Origin of the sequence: Catenulispora acidiphila DSM 44928 (assembly GCF_000024025.1) — a bacterium.
Classification (GTDB): domain Bacteria; phylum Actinomycetota; class Actinomycetes; order Streptomycetales; family Catenulisporaceae; genus Catenulispora; species Catenulispora acidiphila.
This window is the reverse complement of sequence record NC_013131.1, coordinates 8,088,824-8,103,794: the sequence shown is the minus strand read 5'-3', so window position 1 is coordinate 8,103,794 and position 14,971 is coordinate 8,088,824. Positions and strand designations below refer to the sequence as shown.

Annotated in this window: 10 protein-coding genes; 3 read left to right on the top strand and 7 right to left on the bottom strand. The window is 70.3% G+C overall.

The genetic code is table 11. The annotated features are described in order from the left end of the window. Window positions 1-8 precede the first annotated feature (8 nt). Window positions 9-1,838 (top strand): asparagine synthase (glutamine-hydrolyzing), encoded by a 1,830-nt coding sequence (gene asnB, locus CACI_RS34645; protein ID WP_015795557.1) that lies wholly within the window; start codon window positions 9-11, stop codon window positions 1,836-1,838. 127 nt (window positions 1,839-1,965) lie between these two features. On the opposite strand, the gene CACI_RS34640 is transcribed toward asnB, so the two are convergent. Together CACI_RS34640 and CACI_RS34635 are read right to left on the bottom strand one after the other, a co-directional pair. Then, on the bottom strand, window positions 1,966-2,727 hold the full coding sequence (locus CACI_RS34640) for a GNAT family N-acetyltransferase (RefSeq protein ID WP_041540653.1): 762 nt from the start codon (window positions 2,725-2,727) through the stop codon (window positions 1,966-1,968). Between the two features lie 50 nt (window positions 2,728-2,777). Further along, a complete protein-coding gene (locus CACI_RS34635) occupies window positions 2,778-3,692 on the bottom strand; it encodes an NAD-dependent epimerase/dehydratase family protein (protein ID WP_015795555.1) in 915 nt (304 codons plus the stop codon). A gap of 136 nt (window positions 3,693-3,828) precedes the next feature. Between CACI_RS34635 and CACI_RS34630 the strand changes: the two genes are divergently transcribed. Next, complete coding sequence (locus tag CACI_RS34630; protein ID WP_015795554.1) at window positions 3,829-4,845, top strand: GlxA family transcriptional regulator; 1,017 nt, start codon at window positions 3,829-3,831, stop codon at window positions 4,843-4,845. Here CACI_RS34630 and CACI_RS34625 read toward each other — a convergent pair. From CACI_RS34625 to CACI_RS34610, 4 genes are all read right to left on the bottom strand, one after another. Then, complete coding sequence (locus tag CACI_RS34625; protein ID WP_015795553.1) at window positions 4,808-5,968, bottom strand: acyl-CoA dehydrogenase family protein; 1,161 nt, start codon at window positions 5,966-5,968, stop codon at window positions 4,808-4,810. The genes CACI_RS34630 and CACI_RS34625 overlap by 38 nt on opposite strands. Window positions 5,969-5,996: 28 nt before the next feature. Further along, complete coding sequence (locus tag CACI_RS34620) at window positions 5,997-9,827, bottom strand: SDR family NAD(P)-dependent oxidoreductase (RefSeq protein ID WP_015795552.1); 3,831 nt, start codon at window positions 9,825-9,827, stop codon at window positions 5,997-5,999. Window positions 9,828-9,959: 132 nt separating this feature from the next. Continuing rightward, window positions 9,960-10,766, bottom strand: a complete 807-nt coding sequence (locus CACI_RS34615) for an ABC transporter permease (RefSeq protein ID WP_015795551.1) — start codon at window positions 10,764-10,766, stop codon at window positions 9,960-9,962. Further along, the gene (locus CACI_RS34610) at window positions 10,747-11,586 is read right to left on the bottom strand and encodes an ABC transporter ATP-binding protein (RefSeq protein WP_015795550.1); all 840 of its coding nucleotides are present in this window, start codon (window positions 11,584-11,586) and stop codon (window positions 10,747-10,749) included. The genes CACI_RS34615 and CACI_RS34610 overlap by 20 nt, the downstream gene beginning before the upstream one ends. Window positions 11,587-11,784: 198 nt before the next feature. On the opposite strand from CACI_RS34610, the gene CACI_RS34605 reads away from it, so the two are divergent. Then, window positions 11,785-13,305: an ArnT family glycosyltransferase gene (locus CACI_RS34605; RefSeq protein ID WP_015795549.1), complete on the top strand. Its 1,521-nt coding sequence runs from the start codon at window positions 11,785-11,787 to the stop codon at window positions 13,303-13,305. Window positions 13,306-13,473: 168 nt separating this feature from the next. Here CACI_RS34605 and CACI_RS46470 read toward each other — a convergent pair whose 3' ends face one another. Further along, window positions 13,474-14,493, bottom strand: coding sequence for a helix-turn-helix transcriptional regulator (locus tag CACI_RS46470; RefSeq protein ID WP_015795548.1), 1,020 nt, complete (start codon window positions 14,491-14,493; stop codon window positions 13,474-13,476). Between the last annotated feature and the right edge of the window lie 478 nt (window positions 14,494-14,971).

Sequence of the window (14,971 nt, the reverse complement as noted above, 5' to 3'; positions counted from 1 at the left end):
GACGTCTTATGTGCGGAATCACCGGGTGGGTCAGCTACGAGCGCGACCTGTCCACCCAGCGCCCGACCGTCGAGGCGATGACCGACACGATGATCTGCCGCGGTCCCGACGAGGGCGGCGTGTTCATCGACGGGCCCGTCGCCCTGGGCCACCGCCGGCTGGCGGTCATCGACATCGAGGGCGGCAAGCAGCCGATGGCCGCCGAGGGTCTGGCGCCGGTCGCGCTGACCTACAGCGGCGAGGTCTACAACTTCCAGGAGCTGCGCGCCGAGCTGGAGGGCAAGGGCCACACCTTCCGCACCGCCAGCGACACCGAGGTCGTGCTGCACGCCTACCTGGAGTGGGGCAGCGCCTTCGTCGACCGGCTCACCGGCATGTACGCCTTCGCCGTCTGGGACGGCCGCACCCGCGAGCTGCTGCTGGTCCGCGACCGCATGGGCATCAAGCCGCTGTACTACCAGGCGATGCCCGACGGTGTGCTGTTCGGCTCCGAGCCCAAGGCCATCATGGCCTCCGGGCTGGTCGACCCGGCCGTGGACCTGGACGGCCTGCGCGAGATCTTCGCCTCGGTGAAGACCCCGGGCACCGCCTACTTCCGCGGGATGAAGGAGGTGCGTCCGGGCACGTTCGTGCGCGTGCGCCCCGAGGGCGTCACCGAGCACCGCTACTGGGCTCTGGAGGCGACCGAGCACACCGACGACCTGCCGACCACCATCGCGACCGTCCGCGAGCTGCTGGACGACATCATCGCCCACCAGGTGGTCTCCGACGTGCCGCTGTGCTCGCTGCTGTCCGGCGGGCTGGACTCCAGCGCCATCACGGCCCTGACCCAGCGCGCCCTGACCGCGCGCGGACAGGGCCCGGTCCGCTCCTTCTGCGTGGACTTCGAGGGCCTGACCGAGAACTTCGTCGCCGACCACCTGCGCGCCGAGGCGGACACCCCCTACGTCCACGCTCTGGCCGAGTTCGCCGGCACCGAGCACCGCGACATCGTCCTGCGCACCGACGACCTGATGGACCCCGCCAACCGCACCGCGGCGCTGCTGGCGCGCGACGCCCCGCCGCAGGGCGACATCGACATCTCGATGTTCCTGCTGTTCAAGGCGATCCGCGAGCACTCCACCGTCGCGCTGTCCGGCGAGGCCGCCGACGAGGTCTTCGGCGGCTACAGCTGGTTCCACGACGAGGCGGCGGTGAAGGCCGACACCTTCCCCTGGCTGGCGGGCCTGGGCAATCTGGACGGCGCGGACTTCCTCGAGCCGGACCTGGCGACCAAGCTGGACTTGGCGACCTACCGCGCCGACCGGTACTCCGACGCCATGGCTGAGATGCCGCGCCTGGCCGGCGAGGACGGCCTGGAGAAGCGCATGCGCGAGATCAGCTACCTGCACCTGACCCGCTTCGTCAACATCCTGCTGGACCGCAAGGACCGCCTGAGCATGGCCAGCGGCCTGGAGGTCCGCGTCCCCTTCTGCGACCACCGCCTGGTCCAGTACGTGTTCAACGCCCCCTGGGCGATGAAGACCTTCGACGGCCGCGAGAAGAGCTTGCTGCGCGCCGCAGTCGCGGACCTCCTGCCGGAGAAGGTCCTCCAGCGTGTGAAGAGCCCCTACCCGACCACCCAGGACCCGAACTACTACCTCGCGCTCCAGAAGGCGGCGCAGGAGATGATCGCCAACGACCCCGAAGCGCCGATCATGTCGATCATCAACCCGATGATCCTGCAAGCGATCCTGCACGCCCCCGCCGACGCCGACCCCCGGCTGCGCGACGGCTTGGAGAGCGCCCTTGGCGGCAACGAGTGGGCGCAGCGGTACAAGGTCACGCTGGACGTGTGAGATTCGCAGAGGCCTGAAACACAGAGGACTGAAACACAGAGGCCTGAGACACGGCGGCCTGAAACACAGAGAGCCCCACGGACGGTTCGCCCGTCCGCGGGGCTCCTGGCATGTGGTTGCGGTTGCCTCATCCCTTGAGGAATGAGTGACTGCGCCCGATCTCGGCGAAACCACGCCGTCCGTACCACTCACGCGGCCAGTCATTGCCGTCCGCGATGAGGAACAGCTGCGGAATCCCGGCGTCGGCAGCCAGCGCCAAGCCGGTAGCGAGCAGTGCGTCGCCGTGGCCCTGCCCGCGATGCGCCGTAGCCGTGACCAGATCCTCCACCTGCGCCAGCCCGGCACGGGAGTCGAGGTACAGGTCCGCACACGCCGCAACCTCCCCCTCCGCCGTCCGAGCAGCGAGGAACAGCACCGTCTCGGCACCGCGCAACCGCACCCGCCGCCGATCGGTGAGCTGCCGGGCAAGCTCCTCGTCCGGACTCCACTCCATCTGCTGCCGGAACACAGCCTCCCGCATCTCAGCCAGCTCCACCGCCTGCGCAGCCCGCTCGGGCAGCATGCACCCAGCCGTAGCCCGAGCCAGGACCACCTCGGATTCCCGCTCGTACCCCTCCGCCGCCAACACCGGCGCGACCCGCTCGCCGAGCACCCCATCGAGCACCGCGATCCGATACTGCCGACGATCCCCCAGACCCCGCAGAGCCCACCCGGACAGCGCAGCGGCATCGACGTCCGCCGCCGCAACGATCAGCTGATTGTGCTCCTGCGACAACGGAAACTCCGGATCGCGCACCGCGAAAGCCCCAGAGAAATCAACAACTTCCGCAGCCTGACGCCGCGCGAAAGCGGCACGGAAGGCGACGACGCGCTCAAGAGGATCGGACACCCCGTCATCGTTGACCTGCGCGCCGCCGGGAGGCAACAGCTTTTCCGCCGTCAGCTCGCACCCGAACGCGGCGCGGCGAGTACCTCCTCCACGGGAGTCGGCGCGAGCCCGAACCGTCGCTGGATCCGGCGGGAGTCCACCACGAAGTCCTGGTGCGACATGTGGGCGGTCTCCTCGAATTCCGCCCAGAGCGGCGAGGTCAACGACAGCAGGGCGGTGTCTCGCTCTGTCAGCGTCTCAAGCTGCGGGGCGGGCGCGCTGGCCAGCTTCGCCAGCAGCGTGGCGAGTTCCCGGACCGTGGCGTTGCCGGCCGGCGCATGCCACGCCTGGCCGAAGGCGTCCTCCGCCCGCGCGACGCCGACGAGAGCACGCGCGGCGTCGCCCACCGCGGTGTAGCCGGTGGTGGTGTCCAGGGCCGCCGGAGTCAGCGCCAGCCGCCCGGCGAGCACGGCGGGCGCGACGGTCAGAGTGAAGGAAGAGACGGCGCCCGCGCCGAGGAACTGTCCCGCGCGTACTTCGGCCGCGCGGACCCGTCCGGCCTCGTGCGCCGCCAGGGCCTCCTGCCACATCTGAGCCCGGACAACGCCTTTCGGGCCTGTTGCGAGCAACGGCAGGTCCTCGGTCACCGGACCCCGCACGGGCCCGTACCCGTAAAGATTGCCCAGCATCACATAGCGCGCCCCGCCACGTTCTGCCGCGCTCAGGATCGCTCGGAACAACGGCGGAAGAGCCAGCGGCCACGTGTGGTACGCGGGCATCGCGCAGTTGAACACCGTCGCCGCGCCCCGGCAGATCTCGGTCAGCGCGTCGGCGTCCGTCGCGTCCAGAGCGACGGGTTCGACCCGTTCGTGCGGCGTTGAGGTGCCGCGCCTGCTGACCAGCCGGACCTGTTCACCGTCCTCGGCGAGCAGGCGGGCGGTGGCCAGCGCGGTGGCGCCGGCGCCGATGATCACGTGGAACGGCATGGTCCATCTCCGGAATATCGAGGCGGGAAGCGCTCGCGGGAACACGCGAACGTGCGCAGCGCGCTACGCCCACAGTGCGCTCCGGGTCCCGGTCCGCGGCAGTACGACGGCAGCCAAGCACCCGGAGGATCCGGCCATGTCCCGACCCGCGTCCCCGTCCCCGCACCGCGTCGTGTTCATCGCGGTACCGCCGGTCATGACGCATGACCTCTCAGTGGCGCAAGCAGTCCTCGAGGACGTCGGACCAGCAAGACACAGCGCCTATCGCGTCGACGTCGCGACACCGACCCCCGGGCTGGTCGCCACGGTCACCGGACCCGCACTGGCGATCGGCGACGGTCTGGACCTCGCCGAGCACGCCGATACCGTCTTCGTCATCGGCGGGGGTCCTCAGCCGCGGGTCGGCGAGCGCCTTCGTGCCTTGCTGCGAACGGCTGCCGAATCAGGACGGCGTGTCGTCGGCGCGTGTACCGGCGTGTTCGTGCTCGCCGAGGCGGGACTGCTCGACGGACGCCGAGCGACCACGCACTGGCACGTCCTGGACCGTCTCGCCCGAGACTTTCCGCAGATCGAGGTCGAGCGTGAAGCCCTCTACGTCGACGACGGATCGGTGCTCACCTCGGCCGGCGCCGCCGCCATCGTGGAACTGTGCCTCCACCTGATCCGCACCGACCACGGCGCCGCGGTCGCCGCCGCGGCCGGCAGCCTCGTCGTCGCCGGACCGGTCCGGCCCGCCGACCAGCCACAGCCCGTGGTACCGAACCGCCCCGCGGCGCCCGGACGCTCCCTGGCCGCCACCCGCGCGTGGGCGCAGGCACGGCTGGACATCCCGATCACCCTCGCGGACCTCGCCGCGCACGCCGGCGTCAGCGAACGCACCCTCACCCGCGGCTTCCGGACCGAAACCGGAACGAGTCCCCTGAGATGGCTGCTGCACCAGCGCGTCGACCTGGCCCGGCAGCTCCTGGAGACCACCGACCTCACCATGGACGGCGTCGGCCGCCGCAGCGGACTCGGCAGCGCCGACTCCTTGCGGCGCCACTTCGTCACCCGGCTCGGTGTCCCCCCGAGCGCCTACCGGACCACATGGCGGACGGAGCACTCGCCGTCTGCGCTCACGACCGCTTCGACACCGGCACCACGTACCGTGTGAACACCAAGTCCCGCAGCACGTCGTCGCCGCCCTCGATGATCGAGACGAAGCGGACGTCGCGCAGGAGCTTGCCGATGATCGACTCGTGGGTGTAGCCGAGGCCGCCGAACATCTCCGATGCGGTGGAGACCACCTGCCAGCCTGCCTGGCCGGCGAACATCTTCGCCGTCAGGGCCGACTTCAGTGTGCCGACGCGGAGGAACTCCTCGCCGGCGTCGGGGCGGGTGGCGATGGCGTCGTAGTCGCGGGCGGCGGTCAGGCACTGGTTGGCCATGACGTCGATCTGCATCTCCATCTGGCCCAGCTTGGCGGCGAAGACCGCGTTGGCCGCCAGCGGCGCGCCCTTGACCTGCTTGCTCTTCGCGTAGTCCAGGCACAGGTCGCGGGCGCGGCGGGCGATGCCCAGGCCGGTCGCGGCGATGAGGATGCGGCTGGCGTTCAGGCCGACCTCCAGCAGCCGCAGACCGTTGCCGCGCAGGGCGTTCGACGCCGGGACCCGCACGTCCTTCAACGAGACCTGATATGTCGCCGAGGAGCGCAGCCCGATGACCTCCCAGCGCTTGTCGACGGTCAGCCCCGGCGCGTCGCGCGGGACGACCACCGCGAGGTAGCCCGCCGGATCGTCCTCGGCGCGCGCGACCACCACGGTGAAGCGCGCGAAGTCGGTGTCGGTCGAGAAGGCCTTCAGCCCGTTGAGGACCAGCTCGTCGCCATCGCGGCGGACGGTCGTGGTGATGCGCGCCAGCTCGCTGCCCGCCTCGTGCTCGCTGCCCAGCGTCGAGGCGAACCCGTGCCCGGCGACCAGATCCGACAGCAGAGCCTTGCGAAGCTGCTCGTCGGCGTACCAGCCGACCATGCTGGTGGTCAGGATCGGGATGAACAGCGTGAAGGCGGCGCCGGCATCGCCATACGCCAGCTCCGAGACGATCCGCACGCTCTCTTGCAGGCCCAACCCCGCGCCGCCGTACTCCTCGCCGACCCACCAGTTGGCCAGCCCTGCCTCGGCGAAGCGCGAGTAGAGCGGCAACGGCATGTCGGCGAGGGAGTCCAGCGCGGCCTCCTGCCCGATCAGCTCGCGGCGGGTGAACGCCTGGACGGCACGGACGTGGTCGGACGGTTTCATCGCGAAGTTCCTTTCGGCGGACGGCTGATCAGCCGTCGATCAGAGCGGCCAGCCCGCGCACGGTCGGCGCCTCCAACAGTGCCGTCGCCGGCACAGAGGCGTTGAGCGTCTTGCGGATCCGGGTCGTCACCTTGATCGCGACCAGCGAGTGCCCGCCGAGCGCGAAGAAGTCGTCCAGCGCGCCGACCGGCTCCACCCCGAGCGCGGCGGACCAGATCTCGGCCAGCGCCGCCTCGGTCCCCGGCCGCGGCTCCTCGAACGGCGTCGGCAGGTCCGGACGCGCGTACCGCTCGCGCACGTCGTCGTCCTGCCCGTCGCCGCCGTCCGCGCCGCCCCCGGTGACCCACTGCGCCAGCCGCGCGTTCAGCGGCCCGGTGGAGATCACCACATGCCCGACACGGTCCGAAGCCGCCAACGCGCGCTCGAAGACGTCCACCCCCTCCGCCGGCGCCATGGTGAAGTCGGTGACGGTCGGCCCGTGGCCGTCCAGCCGCTCGGCGTCGATGTTCCAGGTGTCCCAGTCCACGGTCACCCACCGCCCGCTGCCCGCCGCACGCGCCGCCCGGGCGTACGCGTCCAGCCCGGCATTCGAGGCGGCATACGCACCCAGCGTCAGCCCGCCGAGCACCGCCGACAGCGAAGACAGCGTGATGCGCCGCTCCGGGCAGTGCCCCGCCAGCACCTGATCCAGCACCAGGAACCCGCGGATCTTCGCGTCCAGATGCGCCTCGCTCTGCTCCCGCTCGGTGAGGTGCGCGAAGGCGAAGAAGCGCGAGTCCTGCACCCCGGCGCCATGCACCGCGACGTCGATCCCGCCGAACCGCGCCACCGCCGCATCGACGACCGCCTGCATGGCGACCGGATCGGCGACGTCCGCCGTCATCGCGATGACCTCGGCGCCGCTGGCTTCCAGGGCGAGGATGTTCTGGACGTGCCGCGCCGTCCGCTCCTGCCCGGCGGGAACGTCGGCCAGGAAGTCCTGCCACGCCGAGCGCGGCGGCAGCGTCGAGCGGGTGCACAGAATCAGACGGCAGCCGTAACCGGTCGCCAGGTGACGTGACAACGTGAGCCCGACATCGCCGAGGCCACCGGTAATCAGAACCCTGTCACCGTTCTTGAACGCCGCATCCGTCCGCGGCAGCGGGTGACGCAGGTAGCGACGGAGCCACGTCTGACCCGCGCGCTCAGCAACAGGACCCTCATACTCGGCAGTTGCAGCAGCCAAGACCGCCTCGGCGCGGAAGCGTTCAGCTGTAACAGAGCTCTTACGTCCGCCAGCCGCGACCGCGTCGATGTCGATCTCGCGCGCACGCAGCCGCGGATTCTCCTGCGACAGCGTCGCGGCGATAGCCGCCAGCGTGGCGTGCTCAGGGTGACGCAGATCCGCCCCGGCCACCGTGGTCGCGCCCGACGTGAGCAACACGAGATCCAACGGAGTCGCCTCGCCGGTGTCATCGACGAGGTACCGCGCGAGAGCCAGGGCACTGTGATACCCGCGCTCCTGAGCCGCGCTGAAGGATATGACCGGATCGGGATCGGCGTAGGCGTCGGCATCAGCGTCGAACACCACGCCGCCCAAGCTGAACCCGTGCACGATCGTCCGCGGCGCCACCAACATCGACTCGAAGAGCTCCGCGAAGTCGTCCAGCCGCGGGATCACGAAGTCGCCCACGTCGTCCTGGTCGAAAGCCGCCCCCGGACGCACCGCGACGACCTCGGCTCCGGCCTCGCCCAACCGCGCGATCAGCGTCTCGGTCCGCTCGTCGTCCGACAGCACCAGCCACGGCCCGGCCAGCCGCAGCCGCTCGTCGAGGTCGGCGGTCGGGAGCGGGAACGGATCCCACACCGGCAAGTACGTCCACTGCGAAGGATCGGCGGCCCGCCCGACCGGCTCGCTCGGAGCCGCCTCGGGACGTGCCTCGACCCAGTAGCGCCGACGCTGGAAGGGATACGTCGGCAGCTCGACGCGCCGTCCCGCACCGCCGTGCAGCACCGGCCACTCGATCGCCGCCCCGGACTCCCACAGCCGAGCCACCGTCGCGAGCAGCCACGAGGTCGCATCCGCTGTCCCGTCGGGAGCCACGACCACCTCGACACCGTCCTCGCCGGACCGCACCCCGAGGACCTGCAACGCGTCGCCGAGCATCGCCATCACAGAGTCCTGCGAACGCGATGCCGAAGCCGAGACCGCCTCGCCAACCTCCGGCACGAGCGCCGCGACCGCCGCACCAAGCTGCGCCCACCACTCGTCGCTCACAGCATCCGCGCCAGGCTCCACCAGCCGCACCCGCGGCGCACGCCGCCGAGCCTCGCCGTCGATCCACCGCGCCGGATCCGCCAACGCCGCGATCGCGTCGTCCCGGTCGGCGCACACCACAGCCCGCCGCAGCGCGAAGCCACCCCGCGAGACCTGCGACGTGAACGCCACATCGGCCAGATCAGCCGCATCGTCCTCGACCAGGAACGCCCGCAGCCGCTCCGTCATAGCGCTCAACGCTCCCGCGTCCGCCGCCGAGAACGTCAGCAGCTGCGGTCCCGTCCGCGCCGCACGCGCCTCGCGCTCCGGCGCCTCCTCCAACACGACATGCGCGTTGGTCCCACCGAGCCCGAACGAACTCACCCCGGCACGACGCGGTTCGGACCCGCGCTCCCATGCCTCGTTCTCAGTAAGAACCCTGAATCGGTCGCCGGCGCCTGCCATCGCGGTGTTCGGCGCCGTGTAGTTCGGCGTCGCCGGCAGGATCCGGTTCTCCAGACACAGCGCCGCGCGCATCAGCCCGGCGACGCCCGAAGCGCGGTCCAGATGCCCGATGCTCGGCTTCAGCGACCCCAGGACGCACGGCTTCTCCGGCGTCTGCCGGAACACCCGCTCCATCGCCGCCAGCTCGATCGAGTCGCCGAGGCCGGTCCCGGTGGCGTGGCACTCCACGTAGCCGACCGTCTCCGGCTTCACCCCGGCCACCTCCAGCGCCGTGGCGATCACCTCGGCCTGGCCGTCGACGCCGGGCGCGGTGTAGCCGACGCGGACCCGGCCGTCGTTGTTCACCGAGGAGCCCAGCAGCACCGCGTGGATCACGTCGCCGTCGGCGAGCGCCTCGGTCATCCGCTTGAGCGCCACGACGCCGACGCCGCTGCCCATCACCGTGCCGTCGGCGCCGGCGTCGAAGCTGCGGACCCGGCCGTTCGGCGACAGGATGCCGCCGTGCTCGAACTGGTAGCCCACCGGCTGCGGCAGCGGGATGTACGCGCCGCCGGCCAGCGCGATGTCGCACTCGAAGGTCAGCAGGCTCTGCACCGCCAGGTGCACCGAGACCAGCGAGGTGGAGCAGAAGGACTGCACCGCGATCGCCGGACCGCGCAGCCCGAGCTTGTAAGAGACCAGATTCGCCAGCGAGTCCCGCTCGTTGCCGACGCCCAGCAGCAGATCGCCGCCCGGTTCCTCGGCGACGTGCCGCACGTTGCTCATCATGTAGTGCGGGAACCCGCTGCCGCCGAAGACGCCGACGTGCCCGGGGGTGTCGGTGGGGCAGTACCCGGCGCTCTCCAGCGCCTCCCACGAGCACTCCAGGAACATCCGGTGCTGCGGCTCCATGGTCTCCGCCTCGCGCGGGCTGAAGCCGAACACCCCGGCGTCGAACCGGTCCACCTGGACCAGCGGCCCGCCGACCCGGATGTACTCGGGATCGGCGAGCCGGTCCGCGCCGACGCCGGCCGCGGCCAGCTCCTCGTCGGTGATCGCGCGCAGTCCCGGCACGCCGGCCAGCAGGTCGCGCCACAGCCCGGCGACGCTCTCCGCGCCCGGGAAGCGCCCGGACATGCCGATCAGCGCTATCGCGCCGTCGTAGTCGGGGTCGGTCATGAAATGCCTCCTTGGGCGAGGTCTCGGTGCCGCGCGGACGGACCGGTGAAAAGATCGGTGAGCAAGCCGTTGAGCAGGACGTCGAGCAGGCAGACGTGCCAATCGAGCCCGACGGATGAGCCGTGCGGATCCCTAAAGCAGATGGCTGCGACCCCAGCCGCGAGCCAGCCGGTAGACGGCGAACGACCCCGCCGCCGCCGCACCGCCCAGCAGCAGCGCGGCCGGCCGCAGCGTCCCGCCGGTGTCGCCGCGCACCGCGGCCTGCATCATCCGGATCGCCCAGTACCCCGGCGACCCGTGCGCGGCGACCGCCGCCCACGTCGGCATGATCGACACCGGCACCAGGGCGCCGCCCAGGGCACTGATGGTGATGGCGCCGACGTCGGACACCATCCCCAGCTCGGCGTGGCTGCGCAGCACCGTGGCCAGCGCCGCGCCGAGCGCCAGCAGCGCCAGCGCCCAGCTGCAGATCGCGATCGCGACCAGCCCGACCGAGTGCGGGAACGGCAGGCCGATGATCAGGCAGCCGTAGGCCATCAGCAGCGTCTGCTGGAAGACCACGATCAGGTAGACCGGGATCAGCTTGCCCAGCAGGATCTCGGACACCGACGCCGAGCTGGTCCGCAGCCGGTCCCAGGTGTGCCACTCGCGCTCGACCAGGATCGAGTTGCCGATGATGGCCAGGGTGAACACCGAGAACATGATCAGCGGGCCGGTCACGACCTGCAGCGTGCCCTGGTTGCCGGCGAAGGCGCGCAGGTAGAGCGGTTTGAAGACCAGCATCAGGATCATCGGTGTCAGCACATAGCTGATCACCTGTCCGGGGTCGCGGACGCGCATGATGACCTGGTGCCGGATCAGCACGCCGATCCGGCGCGCCGCGTCGAGCGGGGAACCGGCGCCCGGGCCGGAAGGGGTGTCAGCTGTTGCTGTGGACATCTGTGACCGCCAGAGACCGGTAGAGGTCGTCGAGGGAGGGGTTGCGCACTTCGACGCCGCGGACCGGCCGGCCGTCGTGCAGCAGGGAGACCAAGGTGGCCGTCGGGTCGGCGGTGCTGATCCGCACCTGCTCGTCGTCGAAGGCGACGACGACCTCCCCGGGCAGCCGGCCCAGCAGGTCCTCGGCCGTGCCGCGGGCGATGACCCGGCCGGCGCGGGCGACGGCGATGGTGGCCCGCAGGTCGGTGAGCTCGGGCAGATAGTGCGTGGTGTACAGGACCGCGGCGCCGTCGGTGGCGCGCTGCTTGACGGTGTCCAGCAGCGCCTGCCGGGTCTCCGGGTCGGCGCCGGCGGTCGGCTCGTCCATCAGCAGCACGCTGGGCCGGTGGATCAGCGCGCACGCCGCTTGCGTCCGGCGCTGCTGGCCGCCGGAGAGCACGCCGGCGCGCCGGTCGAGGAACGCCGTCAGCCGCAGCGCGGCCGCCAGGTCGTCGATCTCGCTGCGCAGCCCGCCGCGCCGCAGCCCGGAAAGCCCACCGAACAGCCGCAGGTGTTCGCGCACCGTGACCGAGGGATAAAGAGCGATGTGCTGCGGTGCGACGCCGACCCGGTCCCGAGCCTTGCCCGGCGGTCGGCCCTCGATCATGATCCGGCCGCTGTCCGGCCGGGCCAGGCTCGCCGCCATGGAGATGAAGGTGGACTTGCCGGCGCCGTTGTGGCCGACGAGCCCGACGATCTCCCCGGGCTCGACCCGGAGGCTGAAGCCGTCCAGGGCGCGCAGGGTGCCGTAGTTCTTCACGAGGTCGATGGCTTCCAGCACTTCCTGGCCTTCCTCGAGATGGTCGGCGAGAGGAGTCGGCGTCGGCACGCGCCCATCGCCCGGACCCTCAGCCACTATCCGGGGCGCCTCGCGCCCTCGGCCAGAGGGCACTTGCTGCCGGGCACTTGTTGCCACCGGCCGGAGCGCACTTCGCCAGCCGTACGGTGTCGACGCCGGCATATCAGGCTGCGATGATCGATGCTTGTGATGCCTGAACCGTCCGCCGCACGCTCCGCCCCGCCGTCGTTCGCGGCCGGTCCGGTGATAGCGGTGGCGGTGGTGTACGCGGCGGTGCTGACCGCGCTGTCCGGCCGGTACGGGTTCCACCGCGACGAGTTGTACTTCCTGCAGGCCGGTCATCACCTGGCGTGGGGGTACGTCGACCAGCCGCCGCTGACCCCGCTGCTGGCGCGGGCCAGCACCGCGGTGTTCGGCACGAGCCCGATGGGGTTGCGCGTGGTCGCGACCCTCGCCGGGGTGCTGATCGTCGTGACCGTGGCGCTCCTGGCGCGCGAGACCGGCGGCGGACGCGCGGCGCAGTTGGCGGCGGCGGCGGCCACGGCGGTCTCCTCGATGGTCCTGATGTCGGGCCACCTGGTGTCCACCGCGACCTTCGACCTGCTCGCCTGGCTGGTGATCTGCCTGCTGGCGGCACGGCTGCTGCGCACCGGCGATCCACGCTGGTACGTGGCGATCGGGGCGGCGACCGGAATCGCCTTGCTCAACAAGGATTTGGTGCTGCTGCTGATCGCGAGTCTGGTCGCCGCGGTGCTGCTGGTCGGGCCGCGTCGGGTGACGTCCCGATCCGGCGCGTGGCGCTGGGCGGCCGGGGGAGTGGCGCTCGCCGTGCTGATCGTCGCGCCGAACCTGTGGTGGCAAGCCCGGCACGGCTGGCCGCAGCTGACCGTCGCCTCCGGCATCGACCGCAAGGACGGGATGCTGAATCGGGCGACGTTCATCCCGTTCCAGTTCGTGTATCTCGCCCCGACCCTGGCTCCGCTGTGGATCGCCGGGTGGCTGCGGCTGTGGCGGGACCCTGATCTGCGCAGGCTGCGCGCGTTCACCATCGCCTATCCGCTGGCTTGCGTCGTCGTCTTGGCGACCGGTGGCAAGTGCTACTACGTGCTGCCGTTGTTGCTGGTTCTGCTGGCGGCCGGCGCCGAGCCGGTCGTCGGCTGGGCTACCCGGGGACGCAGTCGGCCCGCGCTGCTGGCGGCCGGCGTGCTGGTCACGGCCGTGATCAACGGTGTCGCGACGCTTCCGGTGCTGCCCCCGAGCTCGGTGAGCACGGTCAACGCGGTGGACAAGGAGCAAGGGGAGCAGGTGGGCTGGCCTCGGTTGGTCGCCACCGTTGCCGGAGTGTGGCAGACGATCCCGGCTGATCAGCGTTCGCGGGCGGTGATCCTCACGCAGAACTACGGCGAGGCGGGCGCCATCGCGATGTACGGACCCCGATACGGTCTGCCCGAGCCCTACTCGGGCCACATGAGCTTCTTCGACTGGGGTCCGCCGCCGGATGCCGCGAACGGGCCGGTCCTTCTGGTCTTCTTCCGCGATAACAAGGTCCTGCCCTCGCAGTTCGAGGGATGCCGTCCGGCCGCGACCGTCGATGACGGAGTCGGGCTGAGCAATGACGAGCAGGGCGCGGAGATCCAGGTCTGTGCCGGGCTGCGGGGTACGTGGAGTGATCGCTGGCCGGCCTTGCGGTCGTACTATTAGCGGTTCCCAGTCGCGAATTCGTTCGCCGGGGCGGTGCGTGGAATTTGTTCGGTTCGGCGACGGAATCCGCACCCGGCCCCCCGACCGGGCGGTGCAGACTTACTACTGAGTTGCCTCAGCCACAGACTCACTTCAGATACAGCTGATCGTGTCGGATACAGCTGCGGCTCAGGTGAGTTCGATCAGATCGGAACTGGCCGCGCGCACGCCGGCTTGGAACCGGCTGACCGCGTCCAGGCTTCCCATCAGGGCCGCGATGTGCCGGCGGCACGTGCGGACCGACATTCCGAGCCGCCGGGCGACCGCCTCATCGGTGTATCCCTGCGCCATCAGCTTGGCGATGTCCTGCTGCAGGCTGTCGGCGGCCTCGGCGTAGCCGAACTCCGCGACGTCCACGGGATTGGCGGTGTCCCACAGGTGCAGGAAGTGGTCTATCAGGAACTTGACGACGTCCTGGGCACGCACCCGCGTGACCACGCAGTCGTCGGCGGCGCCGCAGCCCAGGACCGACAGCTCGTTGTCGAAGACCATCAGCGACTGCGGCACCCGGCTCACCGTGCGGACCTCGGCGCCGGCCTCGATCAGCCGCTTCATCGCCGCCCGCGAGCGCAGGTGCGAGCGACATCGGTGCGGCAGGACGATCCGCAGCCGGATACCGCGGTCCACCGGGACGTGAAAACACTGGAGTAAATCATCGAATTCGTTCTCGTCTTCAATGTACGGCTGGAGAACGATGATCTCCTTTTCGCAGGCATCTCCGGATTCCTTCAGGAATCCCTTAAGCACCGCGCCGCCATCGATCCGTTCGATGGCCGCGGCTGTGGCCGGTACCTGGTTTCCGTTCAGCGCGCCGGACTGTGCCAGCGTGCCGAAACTGCCCTTGATGCGCGCGATGAACTCGCGGCGCTGATAGATCTCGCGCTCCATCGGATAAGTCAGGAGCGCGGTGGCCACGTCAGGGCCGATGGGCAGGTACAGACTGGGGTTGCAGGTGTCCCGGATGATCAGCCCGGTGTCCATCAGCTGATTGATCGCGGACACCACCAGGTCGCGGTCCAGACCCAGTTCGCGTGCTGTTTCGTCCAGGCACTCGATCATGCCGTGGCGTACCGCGTGGCAGTAGATGTCGATCACGTACTGATCGACGGCAGACAGCGCGGTCATCTGTGGAACAGTCTCGTCGCGCATTTTCGGACGGCCTCCTTCGCCCACACAAATGGCATCCAGCGGCGGCCGCCGCATGATCCCCGCGAGGCCGTCGTTAGCGTTCGAGAAGTCCGCCGAGTGAACAGCCGATATCGCAGGGAGCGACACTAAGGCAACGCGGCAAGAATTCCCGACTATGCCTCCCCGTTGGAGTCAATATGACTGTAGCAGAACACGACGACACCAGGGAAGTAGTCGATGCCGGAATCCCTGCCGAGACCGCGCCCCAAGAATTGTTGAAATCTGAAGTGGTGTCGACATCCCAGTGGTTGTTTGTAAAGCACTGCCGGGCCGACCTCGCGAAATACCGGTGACGTCGGCCCGGAGCGCCCCGCGGCGCCCGCCGCGGACCCCGACGACGAATTCCGCAGACTGTCACCCGACCCGCTATGCGCGCCCCGGCGCAGGTCGGGTGCGGGATGTGGATCTTCGCGAGCCGGCTGGTCGGTGGAGGGCGCCG

What these genes read in the sequence shown, in the direction of transcription:
- asnB (WP_015795557.1), top strand. Translation starts at nt 9, where the DNA reads ATGTGCGGAATCACCGGGTGGGTCAGCTACGAGCGCGACCTGTCCACC.
- CACI_RS34635 (WP_015795555.1), bottom strand. Translation starts at nt 3,692, where the DNA reads ATGCCGTTCCACGTGATCATCGGCGCCGGCGCCACCGCGCTGGCCACC.
- CACI_RS34630 (WP_015795554.1), top strand. Translation starts at nt 3,829, where the DNA reads ATGTCCCGACCCGCGTCCCCGTCCCCGCACCGCGTCGTGTTCATCGCG.
- CACI_RS34625 (WP_015795553.1), bottom strand. Translation starts at nt 5,968, where the DNA reads ATGAAACCGTCCGACCACGTCCGTGCCGTCCAGGCGTTCACCCGCCGC.
- CACI_RS34620 (WP_015795552.1), bottom strand. Translation starts at nt 9,827, where the DNA reads ATGACCGACCCCGACTACGACGGCGCGATAGCGCTGATCGGCATGTCC.
- CACI_RS34615 (WP_015795551.1), bottom strand. Translation starts at nt 10,766, where the DNA reads ATGTCCACAGCAACAGCTGACACCCCTTCCGGCCCGGGCGCCGGTTCC.
- CACI_RS34605 (WP_015795549.1), top strand. Translation starts at nt 11,785, where the DNA reads ATGCTTGTGATGCCTGAACCGTCCGCCGCACGCTCCGCCCCGCCGTCG.
- CACI_RS46470 (WP_015795548.1), bottom strand. Translation starts at nt 14,493, where the DNA reads ATGCGCGACGAGACTGTTCCACAGATGACCGCGCTGTCTGCCGTCGAT.